The sequence below is a fragment of the Bacillus thuringiensis genome (genome assembly GCF_001182785.1).
GTDB lineage: Bacteria > Bacillota > Bacilli > Bacillales > Bacillaceae_G > Bacillus_A > Bacillus_A thuringiensis_S.
In genome coordinates this window covers 1,473,554-1,495,189 of sequence record NZ_CP012099.1, presented here as the reverse complement: position 1 = coordinate 1,495,189, position 21,636 = coordinate 1,473,554, and the positions used below count along the sequence as shown (strand labels likewise).

The following is a 21,636-nucleotide window of genomic DNA, read 5'->3' as shown; positions in this document are numbered from 1 at the left end:
ATTATTTCTTTAATTTTTTCAGTTGTTCACCAATAATATCACTTAATTGGAAAGTAGCAGAATCAGCATTTGGCTCATACTGACTATAATCTTCAATTACATTATTTTCCTCAAGCACTTCTTTTATACTTAAAGAAATACGTTTCTCTGCTACGTGAACTTCAAGTACTTTCACTTTTACTTCCTGTCTCATTTCCAATACTTCACTCGGGTTTTTCACGTGACGATTTGCAATTTGCGATACGTGTACAAGTCCTTCAACGCCAGGTAAAATCTCAACGAATGCACCAAATGTAACAAGGCGTTTTACTACTCCCTCACGAATATCTCCAGCTTTTATTTCACCAGCAACGTTTTCCCAAGGTCCTGGTTGAGCTGCTTTAATTGATAAAGAAATACGTTGTGTATCAGCATCAACAGATAACACCTTTACCTTAACCTTTTGACCTTGCTCTAATACTTCAGAAGGTTGCTCTACACGTTCGTGTGAAATTTGTGAAATGTGAACTAAACCGTCCACGCCACCAACGTTAACGAAAGCACCAAAGTCAGTTAATCGTTGCACTGTTCCTTCAACAACGTCCCCTTCTTTTAATGAAGAAATTGCTTCTTTTTTCTTAGAATCTAGTTCTAATTCTACTACCGCTTTATGCGAAAGGATTACACGATTTTTTTCACGGTCTAATTCAACAATTTTCACCGCTAATGTTTTACCTTTATAGTCAGTAAAGTCTTCTACATAATGTACTTCTACAAGTGAAGCTGGGATAAAACCGCGAACACCAAGGTCCACAACCAATCCGCCATTCACGATATCTTTTACAGTAACATCAAATACATGACCAGAAGTAAATTTCTCTTGTAATTCTACCCATGCTTTTTCTGCATCAACAGCACGTTTAGATAAGACAAGATCATCTTCTTCTAATTTAATAATTTTCAACTCTAGTGTTTGATCTAATTCTACAACATCGCTTGCTTTTTCAATATGAACGTTAGCTAATTCACTAATTGGAATTACGCCATCTGTTTTGTATCCAACATTTACAAGCACTTGTTTCTCTTCAACTTTCGTTACAGAACCTGTAACAACGTCACCAACTTGTAATTCTTTTGAATCCATAACTTCTTCATTCATTTTCTCTACCATGGAAATACCTCCCTACAGAATTGACAAAGCATTTTTATGTATATACGAAATGAAAACAAAGTTTTCATTTGCATGTTTAAGAATTTCTCATCACATACTCTTTTTCAATATCATTCACAAGAAAATATATTAAACCTATATAAATAGTATACAGCAAAACCAGCTTGAAAAAAGTATGTTTTGAAATATAATAGCGAATATATTCTGACAGTTTTATTCCTCTTTAACTAACTTCTTACAAATCAGCTCATTTGTCAAGGAAAGAGACTCACAATTCACGTATCCTTTACATTTCTATTTAAACAAAAAAGAAAGAGGACTATCCCCTTTCTTTATTTCGCAAACACTCCTGAAACAATACTCATAATTTTTTGGACAACTTCTTCAATTGATAAAGAAGTCGTATCTAATTCCAATGCATCATCAGCCTTTTTTAGTGGAGAAACTTCGCGTTCTGAATCTAATTTATCACGCTGAGCAATTTCTTCTTTTAGCTGCTCTAAATTAGAATCGAAACCTTTATTTAAATTTTCTAAATGTCTTCTTTCCGCTCTTTCTTCAACAGAAGCAAGCATAAAGATTTTCACTTCAGCATCCGGTAATACATGTGTACCAATATCACGGCCGTCCATTACAACGCCGCCTTTTTTCGCTAACTCTTGCTGACGACGTACCATTTCTTCACGAACAAGGCGATGCTTCGCTACAATAGATACTCGATTCGTCACATCAGGTGTACGGATTACTTCAGAAACATCTTGTCCATTCAAAAATACAAGCTGTGTATTTTCTCCTTGCTGAAATTCAATATTTACATTCTTTACAACTTCCATTAGCTGTTCTTCATTTTCAATGTCTACTTTTTGTTCAAGGGCTGCATATGTAAGCGTACGGTACATCGCGCCTGTATCAATATAAACGTAAGAAAGTTCCTTCGCAACAACTTTTGCCACTGTACTTTTCCCAGCAGCTGCTGGACCATCTATAGCAATTGAAATTCGTTTATCCATTGTAACACCTCATTTTTTCACTTATAAAACAAAACGAAAAGCAGGTGTTCACCCTGCTTCTTCTCATTTGCTTCACGTCATTAAATCCTCAATTATTGTAGCATAATCCTTCATAGAAGAAAATGAAAACTACCTATTCACCTGCAAGATTTCTGCTTTGTTTTTTACCATGACACCTTCGTAATAAACAATTTTAGATAAATATTTCACTGATGACTTATGTATAAATAACAATTGTACAACAGAAAGACAAATGAATTGTATTATTAATATACGAATAAAAATTGTCTCCATCTTTTTCACCGTAATTGCTCCCTCCTATACTATATTTGCACATTTCGTTTCACGATTTTATACATCGTACATATAGCAGTTAATTTTATTGTCATTTTCGAGGCATACTTTTATACATTTCCATTGTCGAATTTACTCAAAACATGTTATGTTCTAAATGTATTTTTTTACTTGAAAGGGGTATAAGCATTGAAAAGAATCCTAGTTTTACACACAGGTGGAACAATTGCAATGGAGGAAGATAAAGAAACTGGGGTCGTACAACCAGGTGAAAAAAATCCTCTTTTAAAATTCATTCCTGATTTAGAAGGCGATGTTGATTTAATCGTTGAAGATGTGTTCCATCTACCATCTCCTCATATGACACCGAGCGAAATGTTACAATTACAAGTCATCATTGATGAAAGAGTAAAACAAGACAATATTCATGGCGTAGTCATTACGCATGGCACGGATACATTAGAAGAAACAGCCTATTTCTTAGATTTAACAGTACAAGCAACTATTCCGATCGTTGTGACAGGTGCAATGCGCTCTAGCAATGAGTTAGGTGCTGATGGTCTATATAACTTCTTATCAGCTGTAAAAGTTGCTAGTTGTGATGAAGCTGCAGGAAAAGGTGTTTTAGTCGTATTAAACGACGAAATTCATTGCGCTACAAATGTAACGAAAACACATACAAGTAATGTCGCAACATTCCAAAGCCCACAATATGGACCAATTGGAATGGTAACAAAACGCGGTGTTGTCTTCCATCACGCTTTAGTACATCACGAAACATATACGATAAACAAAGTGTCTAAAAATGTAGTTGTTCTAAAAGCATATGCCGGCATGGATGATACATTATTAGCAGCAATCGAAAATCTTCCTGTAGACGGTATTGTTATCGAAGCGCTTGGACAAGGTAATCTACCTCCAAGAACACTTCCTAGTCTAGAACGATTATTAAATAAAGGTATTCCTGTCGTATTAGTTTCTCGCTGTTTCAACGGTATCGTTCAAGACGTATATTCGTATGAAGGTGGCGGTAAACATTTAAAAGATATGGGCATTGTATTCACATACGGCTTAAATGCACAAAAAGCACGCATTAAATTACTTGTCGCATTAGAGAATACAAATTCTCATGAATCCATTCAAAATATGTTTATGCACGAATAAAAAGGAGCTGTCGAGGTTTTCCCGACAGCTCCTTTTTATTTTTCTCTTGATGCAATAGTTTGTGCAATCGCATCTCCATGAAATCTACCGTTCTCGATAAATATTTCATTTGCATTATTTCCAGCAGCTATGACACCTGCAATGAAAATATTTTCAGCATTCGTTTCCATTCTATCCTCTGTATAAATCGGACGTCCTGTTTCTTCATCAATCTGAACACCCATCTTTGTTAAGAAGCTATGGTCAGGATGATAACCAGTCATCGCAAATACAAAATCATTTTGGATTGTAAAAGCTTCACCATCAACTATAAATGTTAATGTATGCTCAGTAATTTCTTTCACATGAGCCCCGAAATGCATTTGAATTGTATCGTTTCGTACTAACGCCTCAAATTCCGGCAAAATCCAAGGCTTTATGCTTGGTGAATACTCACTTCCACGATACAGTACCGTTACACGCGCACCAGCTTTAACAAGTTCTAACGCGGCATCTACACTCGAGTTTTTCCCACCTATAACTACTACATCTCGATCAAAATAAGGGTGCCCCTCTTTAAAATAGTGAGCTACTTTCTTCAATTCCTCACCTGGAACATTCATATAATTTGGATTATCATAATATCCAGTTGCTACAACAATATATTTCGCTATATATATTTCTTTACTTCCGTCACGCTTTGTCGTCTTAACCTGAAAAACTTCTCCATCTTTTTGAACTTTCTCCACTCGCTCAAAAGCATTTACACGTACAGATTTACGTTTTACTACTTCACGATAATACGCAAGCGCTTGATTTCGAACTGGCTTACGATTTTCTGTAATAAAAGCTACATCACCAATTTCTAATTTTTCACTAGAAGAGAAAAATGTTTGATGAGTTGGATAATTATAAATGGCATTTACAATGTTTCCTTTTTCAATTACTAATGGATTTATCCCTACCTTTTGCAACGAAATCGCTGCCGCTAATCCGCACGGACCGCCTCCGATTATAATAACTGTTTCTTTCTGCATACTCGTCCACTCCTAGTCTTCTACCAATACACTATTTATAAAAACAAGAAAAAACCTACTTACAGCAGTAGGCACCTATCTTTATTGTATTCATTTTTCATATATTTGTCATCTAAACGAAACGTACATCCGATAGACATCTGCTAAAAACTGCTGAAATTTAATACCTTGTTTCCCTAATACATTCTCAGGATCAATCTTTCTAGCCGGATCAAGCGTTTTATGTGACACGATATCTTTTTTCGGATTTAAGCCAAAGTTTTGGCATAAATACGCATGATACCATGTAAAACGATTATATGCTTCCCAAAAGTTAACATCACCGCCATAACAAAGTTCCACTCCAATGGCCGCCTTATTCGCGTCATAGCCGTATAAGTCATTATCCGTCGGCACACCATATCGAACATGATACGCAACTTCATTTATAGGAATAATCTCCAATATTGTTTTATCATCTATAAATGTATGCGCCGAAGCTTTCGGTTGTAATTCATTAAAGTAATCTCGATTTCCTATCGCATTGCTTCCAGGATTCCCCGTATCATGGCTTACAATAAATCTCACTTTAGTTAGAGGAATCCCCGGTCGTGAACTTCCATATCCAATATAGTTGCGCTCTATAGGAAACATCGCCATTGCTACCAACTCCCGCTCTAGAAGATTACCTTACTTCCTTATATATGTATTCGGTAGCAATGTCCTTATCGCATATTTCTTACGCGAAGAGAAAATCGAAAATATTTGAAGTGAACACCATAAACAACAAGATACTTACAGCCACTCCATAAAAACCGTAAAACCAAACACAATCTTCTTTCGTATCTAAGCCGAAAAATTTGTTTACCGATTGTAATAATGTGCCACGCTTGCTTTGTTTGTTTCGTAATACTTCCACTCGCTCTACAACATCTGCTGGCATCATAAATCTTTGGTCTACTGTCATTTTCATCATTTATCTCTCCTTAAAATCATTTCCGTTTTGTTTATCTAAGGAGAGTATAGCACGTTTGTTCGAACGGAACAAGTGTTCTTTTTGTTTTTGTTTTATTTTTCAGCAATCCAAGTAAAAATTGAGATTACAAAGGCAATAATCGGCCCTACTACAACCACACCAAATATCAAAAACAGTAGCCCTTCCCCGAACATCCGAACAGTACTTATTTTTCGAGCTTTCACCGTCCTTGCAAGTTCTCCCTCTAACCTCTTAACCTTTTCTTCTAATTGTTCTACTCGTTCCAGCATTTCATTCTCCATATACAACACCTCATTTAATACTTCAACAAAAAAACGTGATTCCCTCGAAAGGAAATCACGTTTTCTCAAGATATAATATTTTATACCCAACCTCTGAAGCGGCTTGCTTCAGCCATTTTACGAACACCAATCATGTACGCCGCTAAGCGCATGTTCACTTTACGAACTTGTGCTGTTTCATAAATAGAATCAAATGATTTTACCATTACTTTTTCTAAACGTTGTTCTACCTCTTCTTCAGTCCAGTAGTAACCTTGGTTATTTTGTACCCACTCAAAGTAAGATACCGTTACACCACCAGCACTTGCTAACACGTCTGGAACAAGTAAAATTCCGCGATCTGTTAAAATTTTAGTCGCTTCTAATGTTGTTGGACCATTTGCAGCTTCAACAACTATTTTCGCTTTAATATCATTAGCATTTTCTTCTGTAATTTGGTTCTCAATTGCAGCTGGAACTAAAATATCGCAATCAAGTTCTAACAATTCTTTGTTTGAAATTGTATTGTTAAATAGCTTTGTTACTGTACCGAAGCTATCACGACGGTCTAATAAATAATCAATATCTAATCCGTTTGGATCATGTAACGCGCCGTAAGCATCTGAGATTGCAATAACTTTCGCACCTGCATCATGCATAAATTTAGCTAAGAAGCTACCAGCATTACCGAACCCTTGAACAACAACGCGTGCACCCTTAATATCAATGCCACGTTTTTTCGCAGCTTCGCGAATACAAATTGTTACACCTTTCGCTGTTGCTGTTTCACGTCCATGTGATCCACCTAATACAAGCGGTTTACCTGTAATAAATCCTGGTGAATTAAATTCATCAATACGGCTATACTCATCCATCATCCATGCCATAATTTGAGAGTTTGTGAATACATCTGGAGCTGGAATATCTTTCGTCGGACCTACGATTTGGCTAATTGCTCGTACATAACCGCGGCTTAATCTTTCTAACTCACGGAATGACATTTCACGTGGATCACAGATAATTCCACCCTTACCTCCACCATATGGTAAATCAACAATACCACATTTTAAACTCATCCAGATTGAAAGTGCTTTCACTTCATTTTCTGTTACATTCGGATGGAAGCGAATTCCACCTTTCGTTGGACCAACAGCATCATTATGTTGTGCACGATACCCTGTAAATATTTTAACAGTCCCGTCATCCATACGAACTGGTATTTTCACTGTCATCATACGAATTGGTTCTTTTAATAATTCATATACTTCGTTTGGATAACCCAATTTTTCTAACGCTTCACTAATAACAATTTGTGTTGAATTCAATAGTTCAAAATGTTGTTCCCTTTGTTGTTGTGTTTTTGTTTGAGTTCCCTTTTCGGCTACCATAGTAAGTAAACCCCCTGTAATTTCACTTGTTTAGTAAACCTTCATTGCCTAGTATACACCCTTAAATTTGGAATGCAATAGAAAACGCTAACAAATATATACAAACTATTTTCTGTTGCAAGCGTTTTCACTATTATTATAGTCCTTTTATTACTTTTAGAAAAGTAAAATACTTAAATATTTAAATATTTTTTATTTTCCTCAGTCACACTCCCATAAAACTACATATTTTATTTTCAAAAAGTATGTTCGAGTATTTACGATCATACCTTCCCTTATCCAAATAAAAACAAAACCTCAGCTATGTTGTATTAGCTGAGGTTTTGTTTTTTCACAAAGTAATTGTGTATTTGTTCTATCGCGTTAAAATCCATTAATTCTTTACCGTACTCCATGATGCGATAAATGGTTGCTGTAGACGGATTGCCGTATTCCGCTAAAATAGCTATAAAATCCGCCTTTAACAATTGAATTTGTTCTTCTTCTTCCACCCAAAGATAGAAGCGCTCATCCCACGTATATAGCTTTCCGCCAGTTACACCAAGGTTATATAAGCGATTCGACAGGTTAATGACGTCATCTAGCGTAGCAAACTCATATAATATATGTTCACTTTCATCTAGAGTCACTTGCATTTCAATAAACTCGTCACGGAACTCATCATCTGTATCCATTTCTTGATTTTCTTTCGTTACAATTACAACCATCCCTTGTGCTTGTAGAGAAAACACTTCAACTGCAATCGGACCATCTGCTTCAAATCCTAATTCCTTATTTGCTTCTTGCATCATATCACGAAATAATTGCTGTACTTTCGGCGCATTTCTCCATAAATCTTCTTTCGTTAATCCTCGTTCAGATAAATCATCAAATGTTAGAAAAATTTTTATCTTATTGTAATTTAATCGTTCCAGCCTCATCTCATACCCTCCCTACGTAACCAATGCATCTAATTTTTATTATATGAAATAGAAAATAGATGGTTCTTTTCGAACAACTATTCCGACATTTTTAACCATTCATCCCATTCTTCTTTCGTATCACCAATTAAGATTGTTTCAATGTCCAACTGGTTTAGAACGCCTAGCTTTCCGATAAATCCAACAGAAAGAGATTCCCTTTTTTCTTGTAATAAATTTATAAAGTTCATCGTCTTTTTCATTTCTTGTTCATCAGCAAAAGATACAAATACATATTTCGGCTGTATTTCCTCTACCGCTAACAACATACCATCTTCAGCTAAGCTTGTCCTAATATATATCGCCTCATATCCTTTTAAGCGTAAATAAGTTGAAAAAATAAATCCTTTCAATGCATTCTTTTCTAACACAATAACTTTGTGTAAAGAAGAAAACATTGCGGCATTGTGATACACCATCCCTAGACGCGTTTGTAAAAATGATAGTGCATATTGAAATTGCACTATTGAAATCTCATTATTATTTTTTGACGTTAATAATTTGTCTGTCACTCGAAGAACGATATTGGCAACAACCTTTTCTGTTGAATATATACTAAAAGCTTCGTTTAATAATGCAGCAATTGTAATTTCATCAAATTTTAACAAAGCTTGTAGCAAATCGTCCACTAAAACAACTTCTTTATCGAAATGTATCTCTTTTTGAACTGTACTCTGCAAACGATTCTCTTCTAATAACTGAACTGCTTGTCCAATCATCATACCGGAAGAAACTTTTTCCATTAACCATTTTAAAATTTGAATATGCTCTTCTGTATATAAACGATGCCCAGCTTGATTCCGCTTTGGGGCAATAATTTGATATCGTCTTTCCCATGCGCGAAGCGTACTCGGCTGAACTCCAATTATATTTGAAACAGCTTTTATATTATATTTCCCACTAAGAGTTGGCATCATTTCCCTCCGCACAATGTAATAATATGTGTTTGAGCAGGTGCTCGGAAACGAAGTGGTATCAATGTTGTTCCGTACCCATTACTAACAAAGAGAATCGTATTCAAATAGTTATATACGCCACCTTTTAAATATTTTTTAGATGGGAATAATCGGATTTGTCCTCCATGCGTATGTCCACTTAATACAAGTGAAATCTGTTCACTTCCAGACATCTTTTTTATTATATCAGGGTTGTGACTAACTAAGATACGAAAACCATCTTCTTTACAATCCGCCAATGCCAAATCTAGACGATCACGGTGCAATCCAACATCATCTATACCGAGCAAACAAATCTTCTCGCCTAATTCAGACTCAAATACTACTCTTGTATTATCTAAAACTTTTACGTTATTTTCTAATAATAATGCATCTAATTCATGATATTCTATCTCATAATCATTGTTTCCCCACACAAAATATACAGGAGCTATCTCTCTTAACTTTTGAATATTCGCAGAGATTTTTGATAAAGAGACACCTTTCTCTGCTAAATCTCCTCCGATAATTACGAGATCTACTTTTCCTTTTACTTGTTCAATTAACAAATTTGAAATGACTCTTCTATGAATATCAGAAATAAAAAACACATTTACTTTTTGAAAACTTTTCGGAAATTCTTTAAATACTAAAGTATGTTCCAACACTGTATTACGCGTCGCTTCTTTATACATCACAAGAAGTAATAAAATCCCCATTCCTATGAGAGTACTGAATAATATAATCCATATCATATTTTTTACTCCCCTCATCATAAAGATAACCCTAGGCTTTTATAACAAACTGTGATCGCCTAATTCGCTAGCTCTCTTGCTTTGTGGACTTATCTTTTATCGGAATTTTTAATTCTTGACCTGCACTCACTTCATCTTCTTGCAAGTTATTATACTTTTTAATTACTTCAACCCCATTTTCATCTGAAAAATATTGCTTCGCTATACTTTCTAAAGTTTCTCCCTCTTTCACAGTATGCGTTATCGCTTTTTCAGACTGTTTCTGCGACTCAGATTTAACTGAATCAAAGAAGATTACTTCAAACGCACTTTTCCCTGCATTATTACTATCGCCCTTCACCTGAATATATTTATCCGTATACCACAAAATACTAATTGGCAGCAGAATGAATAGAAATGTTAAAACCCGGACGAAAATATGATTTATTTTAAACTTTTGTTTTTTCTCTTTATTTCTATGAATTTCACTACGCGGCGGTAAACTTTCTTTTTCTTCTACTCGCTCAACTTCTAATTCCTCTTCAAAATCAGGAATTCGTTTCCTCATGTTGTTCACCACCACCTTCCATTTATTTTCTTAATTGGAGTCCCATTATAAAATCAACAAGAAAGTGTGCAAAGATTGTTATAAACAAATTCCCTGTCCATTCAAATACATAGCCAAAGACAAAACTAATGAAACAGACGAAACAAAACAAAAATGGCTTTGTTATATAACGAATATGTAACACTGCAAATACGAAACTCGCAATTACAATTCCAAAATGAGTCTGCACTACACCTCTAAATAAAAATTCTTCTGCAAAACCGATTACGAACGTAATAATGAGTAAATGCAGAACCGACATTCCTCGAAACATCTTATCGTTAATACCACCATCATCAAACCAAGACTCTGGAAACACTCGCATTGCAACATAATCTAATAACACAATACCAATCGCTAACAAACCACCTATAATAAGTATAGATACTGGTTCCCATCTCCATAAATTAAACACTTCTTTTACATCTTGAAATAATATATATGCTAGTAAACAGCCAATACCGATAATAATTAACTGTGTTATATATAGATTCAGCCTTATTTCCTGCGGACTCATATCTTCAACATTATGCCTTTGAATGTTCATCATTCCCCCATCTTTTCTAGGCCGAAAAGCTTTTGTAACTCTGTTTCCCAATTATAGTCGAAATCCGATTGTTGCGCTCGTCTTTTTTTATAATCTTCTTTTGTAATACCACAATAATCACAGCAATTATTTAACTCTTTTTCTTTCCTATAACCGAACTGTTGCAGCACATATTCACGTCTACATCCTTTAACTCGTATCCATGACTTCATATTTTCTAGCTCACTATATTTATTACGCAACCTTATTTCTACTTCAGCTATTAATCGGTTCATAATTTCATCTGACAAACCCTCTAATAATAATCTTCGTTGTTGTATAATTCCAACCTGTTCGAGATGATAACGAACGAAACGCCAATATTGCTCATTAAATCTTGCTGCATTATAACAAATTTCTTCTACATCTTCTATTGGTAATTCTTTCGTTTGAAACATTCTTTCTTGTAGTAAAGAAAATAAAAATTGTATTTGCAACTTACTTGGCAATTCATCCTCAATGATTGAAATTGGTAAATCATGATCCAACGGACTACACAATAAAATAGCTATACTCGGTTCGCCATCTCTTCCAGCTCTTCCGATTTCTTGTAAGTAAGAAGCTATATTAGTTGGATAATGAAAATGAATAATATATTGCGTATTCGCCTTATTTACCCCCATACCAAATGCACTTGTACATATTACAAGCTGCAATTGATCATTCATAAACTGTTGTTGAATTAACATACGCTCTTCATGTTCCATACCACCATGATAAAAAGCTACACCAGTAACACCTTTTCCTCTCAAGTATTCCGTTAACCTTTCTGTCCACGCTCTACTTGAACAATATACAATCCCCGGCCCTTGTAAATACATCACCTGCTCCAAAAGCGCCTCTTTCTTTTCTTCTATCGTCTCTACAAATTGCACCTCCATTGCAATATTAGGACGATCAATAGAGTATACATGTTCCGCGGCACCCTTTAAATTTAAACTGTCTGCGATATCTTGCAGTACCCCTTTTGTCGCTGTGGCTGTCAATGCTAATACTGTAGGAGAACCAATATTTTCAATAACTACATTTAGTTTCTTATAGTCCGGTCTAAAATCATAACCCCATTGAGAAATACAATGAGCCTCATCAACAACAAATAATGAAATATGAATTTTCTTCAATTCCCTAATTAATAACTCCGACTGTAACATCTCTGGTGAAACAAAAATAAATTTATATGAAGATAATTTTTTCATCGCTTCTCTTTTTTCATTTAATGTCCGAAAACTATTAAATGCTATCACTCGGTTTTTCACAACATACTTTAATTGTGTCACTTGATCTTCCATTAAAGATAATAACGGTGATACAACAAGCACTGTTCCTTCTCGCATAAGCCCCGGAAACTGATAGCATATAGATTTCCCTCTTCCAGTCGGAAGCATTGCTATCACATCTTTTCCTTCTAATAAATCTGTAATAACTCCTTTTTGACCTGGACGAAATTCAGAATATCCAAACCACTTATATAAATATTCTTCAAGTTTCATTTACACCCTCCATCCGCGCTAATACAAGACGAACTTCAAAATAAGAGATATCTTCTCCAACCTCTTGTTTCAAAACACGTAACTTCCGCGTTTGTAATGCTTCAATTACTTTTATTACTTTGTCTATCTTTTCTTTTTCCATAAACATTTCAATAGAAAAATCTTTTTCTCGCAAAGCAATTTCAACAAAATGATCTTCTATCGTTGCAACCTTTAAATTCCGAATCGTTGCTATTTCTTCTAAAGAACGCCCTTGTCTCCAAAAATTATATGTTTTTTTCGTGGATAAACTAAATAATTCAGCTCTCTCATTTGGATAAGATATAATTTCAGCTAATAGTGGAAATTCATTTTCTTTATCACGTACTTCTTGTATAAAGAAATGCATTGTACCCCAAAATAAAAAATACACCCTAAATATATCTTGTTTCGTAATTTCTGCTAATTGTTGCAATGTACAACCAATACGTTCATAGCCCGTTAGTCGATATGTTACAATCGTCGCTTCTATCGCATTACTCTTTTCCAAAAGATTATGTACTTCCGTCCATAGTTTCCTCGCCAACTCACTTCTCTTATATGGCCTTCCTGTTAGAAAACGTTTTACCCACATCATTATTTCTGTATCTTGTTGAATTGGGATAAACTTCGTATTATTCTGTTGTAAATTTGATATGGTTTGAATAATCAATGATAATCTTTTCCAAAATGTTTCACCTAATTCACCATAATGTAAACCATGCAAATGCGCTGGAAAAGCATAAACTTCCTCCCATTTATGTAACTGCATTTTACCCGTAGGTGTTAACACATATGTATTTTCATGTATTTCTTGAATAAAATCCGCTTGCAACAACTTTACAACTTCACCATCATAGTCATTTCTATTTAATGATTTATATATTCCGAATAAAAAAGAAATCCGGAACATATTTCCATCTTGCAAAGTTTGCGAAGAACGTTTGCCCTTTAGTAAATAATAAATAGAAGAAACGGTTCTTTCACCATTCAATTGTTTTAAACAATGCAACAAAGTATATTGTATTTGCATGACCGCTTCCACCTTCCAATCTTAACTTCATTCTTTTCAGTACAATTACACTATCTACTGTCGCTCATTAAACTTATCATATAAGAACTATATACTTGTATATATTCTATTGTATCAAACGAAATCACATTTACGTATTTTGAAAATCTTATGACATAATTCAAAAATAAGTTGACACTCTAATTGATAAGCATTATCATTATAATTTTATGTTGAAAAGTTTCACAAACCGTTTTACAATAAGGTTATAATTTTTATGGCGAGCTTTTCACATACATATTATCAGGAGGGAAAAAAGATGGCAAAATATACAATCGTTGATAAAGATACTTGTATTGCATGTGGTGCTTGTGGCGCTGCTGCACCAGACATTTATGACTATGATGATGAAGGTATTGCATTTGTAACATTAGACGATAACCAAGGTATCGTTGAAATTCCAGATGTATTAATTGAAGATATGATGGATGCATTCGAAGGCTGTCCAACTGACTCAATTAAAGTTGCTGACGAATCATTCGACGGAGACGCTTTAAAATTCGAATAGTCTTTTATTAACTTCAAAAAATGCCCCTCATATTGATGAGGGGCATTTTTTGTATCTGAATTTTATTTTCCTTAATAAAAAACCATTAGTAGTTCCACACTACTAATGGTTTTAATATTTATTATGCATTTTTCATTTTTGCAAACACCCATACTTTCAGGCGTGAAAATAATGCTACAAATACAATTGTTACAACAATTCCTTTAATTAAATTAAATGGTAAGATTGCCGTTACAACCGTTGTTCTTATAGCTTCGCTAGACATAGCCGGTGAATTTAAAAACCAAGTGTAAGCCGGGAATATGATGATGTAGTTTAATACACTCATAATAAGTGCCATTGTAATTGTCCCTAGCATTAATCCTGTCGTTAAACTCTTTACAGTACGATACTTTCTAAATAAGAAAGCTGCTGGTCCAATAAATAAACATCCTGCAATAAAGTTTGCAATTTCTCCAACTGGTACTCCCGTTAAACTTCCTTGAATCCCGTAATGTAAAATGTTCTTTATCGCCTCTACAATCACTCCTGCTACTGGTCCAAAGATAATTGCTGCAATTAGAGCTGGTACATCACTAAAATCAATTTTCAAAAATGGCGGAAGCCCTGGGAACGGGAAATCCAACATCATTAGTAAATATGCAATACTACTTAGCATCGCTACACTCACCATCTGCACTACACTGTTTTTTTGTTTCATCTTTCTCTCTCCTTTTCCATCGATCATCTCATGGAAAGTGGAAAGGTTCTGCTATGCCTATTTTTTCATAGAACGAAAAAACCCTTTGTGTTTTACACAAAGGGAGAATTTAAGGCACATCAAACAGACGTTCAAATCCATATCTTTTTTGAACGCTTGAACCTCCATCTTCTCCCATCCAGACTATACTGTCGGCTTTGGAATCACACCAAATCCTGCCTTAACGGCTCGCGGGCTTAGAACAAAATCATAAATAGTTCATCACCGCCGGTCGGGATTTTCACCCTGCCCCGAAGATAGACCGATATTCTATTTTCCCCTTCATTATACAACAACCTCATAACATTGTGAACTAAAAAATTGTAACTTATTTATAATTAGTTATTTATTTTTCGTAACAACAAATAAATTGCGAGATATTTTACAATACAATCCATATTTTTTATTATTCGGCATTTCTCTTTTGAATTCCCTAGTCATATATAATTAAAAGTGATAAGATATTGAATTGTTAAGATAAGAACATTTTCTGAGTTATGGAGGAAATGTCATGAAAAAAGAAAAGAGACATTCTATTCGAGAAGCGATGAAAAAAAATTTAAGAAAAGAATACTTTTATTTAAAAAAAGAATTACTTTTCTACTGCCCAATTGATTTAGGTACATTCTCAAACGAGACATACTATGCTACTTTCGATGAAGATGGCATCAGTATTTATCAGTATGATAAAAAAACAGAAAGTAAATTAAAATTGTGTGAGCGTCATCCGTGGAAGAGTTGGAATAAAGTGAAGATTGATCACTATTTGACAACTTCTCAATTTATTTTTCAGGGTGAGCGAAATTGGATCTTATCTCTTTTTCAAAAAGGAAAAGAAGCTCAAAAAATTATTGAAGAGCATACATCTTTACAAACAGAAGTTGTTTCCCGCTCTTTCTTAAAAAAACTTCCCGGTTTTCGTTCTAATACACCACTGAATAAATACATCGGTAGCATTTGTTACACTGCACTTATTGCATTTTTATTAAAATGGATGATTCCATTTCAAGCACCACAAATCGCCCTGTATTCTATTTCAATTGGTTGTATGCTTCTTGGCCTACTTTGTTTGACAATCGGTTTAATTGAACCGACTATCGTACTGTTTCGAACAAAAGAGAAAACAAGAACAAAAGTTTTTTACTTATATAGCTATTTAGCTATTTCTGGATTTATATGTGTCTTTATTTTTTGGTAAAAGAAACCGTCCCAAAATAAATTTTGGGACGGTTTTCTTTTAGATATAGATACTCTAATTCACTCAATACTTCTAGCAGAAGCGCCCATATAATTTCATTTACATTGAACCTTATTTAAGAATATTCAAAGTTTAAATTTTGAGACGTTGCCTTCACTTAACATATAATTGTTGATTAGGATAAATTAGCTCTTGCTGCAATCCATTTTTTTCTTTAATTTCCTTAAGTGTCATACTAAATTTCCGTGCAATACTAACTAAAGTATCCCCTTTTTGTACGACATATAATGATGAAGAAACAACTTCATTTCTTTGTTCACTTAAAACAAGCAATGGGTTCATCGCATTCTTTTTCGCCATCGTCCATCTTCCTTGATGAAGTTCTAGATGTAAGTGTGCACCTCGCGACTCTCCCGTGTTCCCTACTTCTCCAATTTTTTCTCCTTTTGAAATATAATCTCCTTGATCCACATATCTCTTATTTAAATGTGCATATACAGCCTCATATTCTCCGTGTTTAATAAATACAACATTTCCATAACTACTTGAATAATAAGACTTCGTTACCTTACCATCTTGGATAGCTGCCACAGGCGTTCCAATCGGCGCAGCTACATCAATACCATAGTGTTTTCCATGCCTTGTCCCAAAATAATCACTTATCTGACCTTCAACAGGCCATGTCCATCGATTTTCTTCTGCGTAAACATGTAATTGAGATACAAACAGTATACTCAATAACATGACGCCGCATTTTAAAACTTTCATATACATCCTCCGTTTTCTAGTTAACACCATACCTTCTCTATTTTGGTATATTACAGAAAAAAGTATACAAAAAAAAGAAAGTGAATTACTTCACTTCCTTCTCTTTCTTGTCACGAAAAACTAATGCACTACGGTTATACTCCACATCTTTCACTTGTAATCGGGCATTTATTACTCTAGCTATCGCAAACAAATAATCAGATAATCTATTTACATACTTTAAGACAACTTCATTTATATTCACTTCTTTTTGCAATGATACTATAGAGCGTTCTGCTCTTCTTACAACGGTACGTGCAATATGAATAGTAGCCGCCGCCTCGCTACCACCTGGCAAAATAAAGCGCTCTAATGCCGGGGCTTCTTCTATATACAAATCAATCTTTCTTTCTAAGCTACCAACCATCTCAATTGTCACTTTATAAGGAATTTTTTGTTCCACTATTGCCAAGTCTCCTCCGCAATCAAATAGTTCATGTTGAATATTTTCGAGCTCATTGTAAATATCTCTAAAAGCCCCGCCTTGAAGCTTAGTCATTGCATATCCAATATGAGAATTTGCCTCGTCTATTGTTCCATAAGCTTCCACACGGATATCATCTTTATCCACCCTGCCACCTATTACACTTGTCGTTCCTTTATCTCCTGTTTTTGTATATAATTTCATTTCTTCACAGCACCTCTCTCGTTATTCTTAATTCGACCAAGATAGAAAAAAGTTCTACCATTCTTTATTTAATTGAGTTTACAAAAAAATAAAAAACAGCAGAACTTTATTCATTATCAACTTTAAAAACGTATATCTAAATTATACGATTCGGTAAATATACAGAGAATGTAGTTCCTTCTCCAACAATACTTGAAACAGAAATTTTACCATCATGACCTTGAACAATGTTTTTCGCAATCGCAAGCCCGAGTCCTGTTCCACCCTTTTTCCCACGTGTTCTTGCTTTATCAGCTTTATAGAAACGATCAAATAAAAATGGAATATCCTCTTCTGGAATGCCTGCACCCGAATCTTGCACTTCAAAAATGAGGTCATTATTTTTCGTATCAATTACAAGCGTTACATGTCCACCCGCATTCGTATGACGAATTGCGTTATCAATCAAGTTCGTCAACACTTGTTCCATCCGATCTGCATCAAACGCATATTCTTCGATCGGATTTCGGAAATCAACTGTTAGTTCAACTTCTTTATCCTTTGCAATCCCTTGGAATTTACGACCAATTTTTTCAACAAACGGATGTATATCCACTTCACCAATATGTAACTCTACATGACCGCTTTCCATACGAGCTAAATCTAACAATTCATTTACAAGTTTACCTAAACGAACAGATTCATCATAAATAATTTGAACAAACTCATCAATTTCCTCTTTCGTTTGCACAATATCATCTAAAATCGCTTCACTATACCCTTGTAGCATTACCATTGGTGTACGAAGTTCATGCGATACATTCGCAATAAAGTCTTGACGCATCTTTTCAAGACGACGTTCTTCCGTCATATCTCGCAGTACTGCTACAGCTCCACGAATTTTCGTTTGATTGTAAAGCGGCGTCATAAGAACTACATAGTTCCCTTTTTGTAAATTAATTTCAACAACTTGTTGTTGTTCGCTTTCTACAACGAGATGGAATAGTTCCACAAGTTCAGAAGGTAGTTTTTTACTTAGCTCTATCTCTTTTTCTTCTTGCCAAACTTGTAAGAAATGTTCGGCCGGCGGATTGATTACTACAACTTCACCTTCTTGATTTAACGTAATAACCCCATCTGCCATACTACTCAAAATACTTGCTAACTGCTCTTTTTCTTGTTGCAAGGCGTTCATATTGAACTTCAACTGTTTTCCCATTTGATTTAAGGCCGTTGCAAGCTCACCAATCTCATCCTGAGATACCATAGGAGCCTTTGCATCAAACTTACCACGTGACACTTCAAAAGCAACCTCACGCATTTTACGAAGCGGCGCTGTAATCCGAGTAGATAAGAAGAACGCAAAGAAAGTTGTTAATATAATCGCAATTCCAGCCGATAAGAAAATAAAATCAGTCGTTCTTTCCATACCTTGTATCGGTACTTGTAAAGATTCATATACGAACACTGCACTTTGATTTTTTGATTGCACTGGTTTTCCTACGATCATAATATCATTTTCGGTGTTTTTATTCTTCCTACTATTAGACGCTTTTCTAACGTTATTTTTAATTTCTTTTTTGTCCGTAAAAACAGCAGCTAATTCTTTATCTTCTTTTAAATCATCCATTGTAAGGGTGACTAACCCTTCTTGTTTCGGTGAAGAAGAGATTTCCTTACCATCTTCTACAATAATAATCCTTGAAAGTGGATCAGAGAATTTGTACGCGATATTCTCAATCGTTTTTACATCGGCACCTTCTTCAATTAACTCCGAAACACTTGTTGCGACTTTTTGAAGCCTAGCTTCACTCATATCAACATAATACGTTCTAAAAAACTGTGAAAGTAAAATCGCAACAAATCCAAGAACAAACGAAACGAGAAGTAATATGGTCATCCATAACTTCCCTACTACACTTCTCCAAAGCATCAGTCGTTCACAACCTCGAATTTGTAACCTACACCCCAAACAGTAACAATCATTTTCGCTGCATCTGGTGATTTTTTGCTTAACTTCTCACGTAAACGCTTTACATGTGTATCAACTGTACGTAAATCTCCGAAGAATTCATATTGCCATACTTCTTTTAACAGTTGCTCACGATCGAATACTTTATCAGGAGCTTTCGCTAAAAATAATAGTAACTCATATTCTTTCGGCGTTAAGTTTACTTCATTACCATCTGCAGTAACACGGTGTGCATCATTATCAATTGTTAAGTGCGGGAATACAGTAACATCTTTTGTTGTTGTATCTTGTGTAAAAAATGTTGTTGGTACAGCACGACGTAATACCGCTTTCACACGTAGCACGACCTCACGTGGACTAAATGGCTTTACAATATAATCATCTGTTCCAACTTCAAATCCTTGTACTCTATTTACTTCTTCACCTTTTGCTGTCAGCATAATAATTGGTGTCGCTTTCTTCTCACGAACCCCTCTACATACTTCAATGCCATCTTTACCAGGCATCATAAGATCTAATAAGATTAAATCGTAATCATTTTGCAACGCCATTTCTAAAGCTGTATCACCATTATCTGCTTCTTCAATTGTGTATTGTTCTCTTTCTAAGTACATTTTCAATAAACGACGAATACGATCCTCATCATCTACAATTAAAATTCTTGATTCATTTTCCATCTCTACCCGCTGCGTACTCTCACCTCAGCGGTTCACACCTACCCTTCTTTACTATTATGTTGCGCTATTCTCGTTTATTTAAGCAATCTTCTAAATGTTTCACTTCCCATATTATGCTTCACAAGAATAATAAATTTTGTTCGATTTTTTTCCAAAACTATGTATTTTTTTTGAACAGTATATAATGTCCTCGACATCATTTTACAAAATCAACCGCTACTTTGTCATGTTTTTCTCAAAAAAGAAGAAAAGTTGACAAAAATAAAATAGGAAAGTGACATGCACTCTCCTATTTTATTTCTCTACGCATATGAATGTAAACCGGCAATAATTAAGTTTACTACAATAAAATTAAACATAATAATTGCAAAACCAATTACTGCAAGCCAAGCTGATTTCTCTCCATGCCACCCTTTAGATAATCGTAAATGTAGTACTGCAGCATAAAAGAGCCACGTTATAAGTGCCCAAACCTCTTTCGGATCCCAGCCCCAAAAACGCGTCCACGCTATTTGAGCCCAAATCATTGCAAAAATTAACGCCCCTAATGTGAAAACTGGGAATCCAATTGCAATAGATCGATATCCGATTTCATCTAGTAAATCACTATTCGTATTCTTTACTAACGGCTGAAGTGCCGCCGATACTCGCTTCCGTAAAACAAGTCTTAATACAACATAAAGTAATGTTCCAACTAACACTGACCAAATAACAGTATTTAATTTTTTCGCATTTACAATCGCTGGAACTTCAACTGCCGGTTCTAATTTATTTTCTGTCAGTAACTTCCCTTCATGCGGTCCAACTAAAGCCGGAAGATTATACTTCATTTCCAGTTGTTGTTCATTTTTATCAATCCATTGAAACTTCGCTTCATATTTCATACTAGAAAATACCGTTGTTACTCCAATAAATCCAACTGTACAAACAAGTGTAAATACTACCATCTCTAGCCAAAATGTCCGTTTACTTCTCGTTGATTGATCTACATTTTTCAATAAATACATAACGCCCGTAATAAAACTAATCGCTAAAATTGCTTGTCCTGCTGCTGCAGTCGTCACGTGAATATGTAACCAATTACTTTTTAATGATGGAATAAGCGGAGATATTTCCCTCGGAAACATACTTGCATAGGCAATTAATAAAAGCGCAACTGGTAATGCAAATAGTCCGATTATACTTACGCGGTACATAAAATACATTACAATAAATGCTCCTACAAGCATCATGCCGAAAAATGTACCGAATTCAAAAAAGTTACTAACTGGCGCATGCCCTGATGCAATCCACCTTGTAACAAAATATACTGTTTGTGCTATAAACCCTAAAATTGTAATTGTTATTCCTATATTTGCCCATTTATGACCCTTTTCTTTAATGGCTCCCCCAAAAAATAGAGTCGCAATTAAATATAAAATAAATGCGGTAAAGAGAAAGTTACTACTTATTTGCACCATATCGTTTCC

At 34.8% G+C, this 21,636-nt stretch carries 24 protein-coding genes and 1 riboswitch; of the genes, 3 read left to right on the top strand and 21 right to left on the bottom strand.

Going from position 1 to position 21,636, the window contains the following annotated elements:
• Position 1: 1 nt before the first annotated feature.
• The 3 genes from rpsA to AC241_RS34730 all read right to left on the bottom strand — a co-directional run bounded on the left by rpsA (position 2) and on the right by AC241_RS34730 (position 2,463).
• On the bottom strand, positions 2-1,150 hold the full coding sequence (gene rpsA / locus AC241_RS07900; protein WP_050843074.1) for a 30S ribosomal protein S1: 1,149 nt from the start codon (positions 1,148-1,150) through the stop codon (positions 2-4).
• Between the two features lie 332 nt (positions 1,151-1,482).
• Complete coding sequence (gene cmk / locus AC241_RS07895) at positions 1,483-2,160, bottom strand: (d)CMP kinase (protein WP_000361252.1); 678 nt, start codon at positions 2,158-2,160, stop codon at positions 1,483-1,485.
• A 129-nt stretch (positions 2,161-2,289) separates the two neighbouring features.
• Positions 2,290-2,463: a YpfB family protein gene (locus AC241_RS34730; RefSeq protein ID WP_016082271.1), complete on the bottom strand. Its 174-nt coding sequence runs from the start codon at positions 2,461-2,463 to the stop codon at positions 2,290-2,292.
• A gap of 180 nt (positions 2,464-2,643) precedes the next feature.
• On the opposite strand from AC241_RS34730, the gene ansA reads away from it, so the two are divergent.
• Positions 2,644-3,618, top strand: coding sequence for an asparaginase (ansA, locus tag AC241_RS07885; protein WP_080117234.1), 975 nt, complete (start codon positions 2,644-2,646; stop codon positions 3,616-3,618).
• Positions 3,619-3,653: 35 nt separating this feature from the next.
• On the opposite strand, the gene AC241_RS07880 is transcribed toward ansA, so the two are convergent.
• From AC241_RS07880 to AC241_RS07825, 12 genes are all read right to left on the bottom strand, one after another.
• On the bottom strand, positions 3,654-4,634 hold the full coding sequence (locus AC241_RS07880; protein ID WP_029441849.1) for a YpdA family putative bacillithiol disulfide reductase: 981 nt from the start codon (positions 4,632-4,634) through the stop codon (positions 3,654-3,656).
• A 108-nt stretch (positions 4,635-4,742) separates the two neighbouring features.
• Positions 4,743-5,273, bottom strand: a complete 531-nt coding sequence (locus AC241_RS07875) for a peptidoglycan recognition protein family protein (protein WP_001240655.1) — start codon at positions 5,271-5,273, stop codon at positions 4,743-4,745.
• Positions 5,274-5,352: 79 nt separating this feature from the next.
• Positions 5,353-5,589, bottom strand: a complete 237-nt coding sequence (locus AC241_RS07870) for a DUF3961 domain-containing protein (RefSeq protein ID WP_001983018.1) — start codon at positions 5,587-5,589, stop codon at positions 5,353-5,355.
• Positions 5,590-5,681: 92 nt separating this feature from the next.
• Positions 5,682-5,891, bottom strand: a complete 210-nt coding sequence (locus AC241_RS07865; RefSeq protein ID WP_016082274.1) for a hypothetical protein — start codon at positions 5,889-5,891, stop codon at positions 5,682-5,684.
• An 80-nt stretch (positions 5,892-5,971) separates the two neighbouring features.
• Positions 5,972-7,258 carry an NAD-specific glutamate dehydrogenase gene (gene gudB / locus AC241_RS07860; protein WP_000225172.1) on the bottom strand — a complete coding sequence of 429 codons (1,287 nt, stop codon included), beginning with the start codon at positions 7,256-7,258 and terminating at the stop codon, positions 5,972-5,974.
• A 311-nt stretch (positions 7,259-7,569) separates the two neighbouring features.
• Positions 7,570-8,178, bottom strand: a complete 609-nt coding sequence (locus tag AC241_RS07855) for a genetic competence negative regulator (RefSeq protein ID WP_016082275.1) — start codon at positions 8,176-8,178, stop codon at positions 7,570-7,572.
• Between the two features lie 77 nt (positions 8,179-8,255).
• On the bottom strand, positions 8,256-9,131 hold the full coding sequence (locus AC241_RS07850; RefSeq protein ID WP_016082276.1) for a MerR family transcriptional regulator: 876 nt from the start codon (positions 9,129-9,131) through the stop codon (positions 8,256-8,258).
• A complete protein-coding gene (locus AC241_RS07845; protein WP_050843071.1) occupies positions 9,131-9,907 on the bottom strand; it encodes a metallophosphoesterase in 777 nt (258 codons plus the stop codon). Before AC241_RS07845 ends, AC241_RS07850 begins: the two co-directional genes overlap by 1 nt.
• A 67-nt stretch (positions 9,908-9,974) precedes the next feature.
• Positions 9,975-10,454 carry a LysM peptidoglycan-binding domain-containing protein gene (locus AC241_RS07840; protein WP_016082278.1) on the bottom strand — a complete coding sequence of 160 codons (480 nt, stop codon included), beginning with the start codon at positions 10,452-10,454 and terminating at the stop codon, positions 9,975-9,977.
• A gap of 22 nt (positions 10,455-10,476) precedes the next feature.
• On the bottom strand, positions 10,477-11,040 hold the full coding sequence (locus AC241_RS07835; protein ID WP_001025783.1) for a CPBP family intramembrane glutamic endopeptidase: 564 nt from the start codon (positions 11,038-11,040) through the stop codon (positions 10,477-10,479).
• The gene (gene recQ, locus AC241_RS07830; RefSeq protein ID WP_050843069.1) at positions 11,040-12,569 is read right to left on the bottom strand and encodes an ATP-dependent DNA helicase RecQ; all 1,530 of its coding nucleotides are present in this window, start codon (positions 12,567-12,569) and stop codon (positions 11,040-11,042) included. The genes AC241_RS07835 and recQ overlap by 1 nt, the downstream gene beginning before the upstream one ends.
• Positions 12,559-13,620, bottom strand: coding sequence for a YpbB family protein (locus AC241_RS07825; RefSeq protein ID WP_050843067.1), 1,062 nt, complete (start codon positions 13,618-13,620; stop codon positions 12,559-12,561). The genes recQ and AC241_RS07825 overlap by 11 nt, the downstream gene beginning before the upstream one ends.
• Before the next feature lie 298 nt (positions 13,621-13,918).
• Between AC241_RS07825 and AC241_RS07820 the strand changes: the two genes are divergently transcribed.
• Positions 13,919-14,167, top strand: coding sequence for a ferredoxin (locus tag AC241_RS07820; RefSeq protein ID WP_001151993.1), 249 nt, complete (start codon positions 13,919-13,921; stop codon positions 14,165-14,167).
• 121 nt (positions 14,168-14,288) lie between these two features.
• Here AC241_RS07820 and AC241_RS07815 read toward each other — a convergent pair whose 3' ends face one another.
• Complete coding sequence (locus AC241_RS07815) at positions 14,289-14,867, bottom strand: ECF transporter S component (protein ID WP_000810856.1); 579 nt, start codon at positions 14,865-14,867, stop codon at positions 14,289-14,291.
• A gap of 162 nt (positions 14,868-15,029) precedes the next feature.
• Positions 15,030-15,169: riboswitch (FMN riboswitch) on the bottom strand.
• A gap of 248 nt (positions 15,170-15,417) precedes the next feature.
• Between AC241_RS07815 and AC241_RS07810 the strand changes: the two genes are divergently transcribed.
• Positions 15,418-16,104: a hypothetical protein gene (locus AC241_RS07810; protein ID WP_000711797.1), complete on the top strand. Its 687-nt coding sequence runs from the start codon at positions 15,418-15,420 to the stop codon at positions 16,102-16,104.
• Between the two features lie 153 nt (positions 16,105-16,257).
• Here AC241_RS07810 and AC241_RS07805 read toward each other — a convergent pair whose 3' ends face one another.
• From AC241_RS07805 to resC, 5 genes are all read right to left on the bottom strand, one after another.
• Positions 16,258-16,872 carry a peptidoglycan DD-metalloendopeptidase family protein gene (locus AC241_RS07805; protein WP_016082281.1) on the bottom strand — a complete coding sequence of 205 codons (615 nt, stop codon included), beginning with the start codon at positions 16,870-16,872 and terminating at the stop codon, positions 16,258-16,260.
• 85 nt (positions 16,873-16,957) lie between these two features.
• Entirely contained in the window at positions 16,958-17,539 is a 582-nt protein-coding gene (locus tag AC241_RS07800; protein WP_016082282.1) for a cob(I)yrinic acid a,c-diamide adenosyltransferase, read from the bottom strand.
• Between the two features lie 136 nt (positions 17,540-17,675).
• On the bottom strand, positions 17,676-19,451 hold the full coding sequence (gene resE, locus AC241_RS07795; protein WP_080990754.1) for a sensor histidine kinase ResE: 1,776 nt from the start codon (positions 19,449-19,451) through the stop codon (positions 17,676-17,678).
• Positions 19,451-20,167: a DNA-binding response regulator ResD gene (gene resD, locus AC241_RS07790; RefSeq protein WP_016082284.1), complete on the bottom strand. Its 717-nt coding sequence runs from the start codon at positions 20,165-20,167 to the stop codon at positions 19,451-19,453. The genes resE and resD overlap by 1 nt, the downstream gene beginning before the upstream one ends.
• A gap of 302 nt (positions 20,168-20,469) precedes the next feature.
• Positions 20,470-21,627: a cytochrome c biogenesis protein ResC gene (gene resC / locus AC241_RS07785; RefSeq protein WP_016082285.1), complete on the bottom strand. Its 1,158-nt coding sequence runs from the start codon at positions 21,625-21,627 to the stop codon at positions 20,470-20,472.
• Positions 21,628-21,636 lie beyond the last annotated feature (9 nt).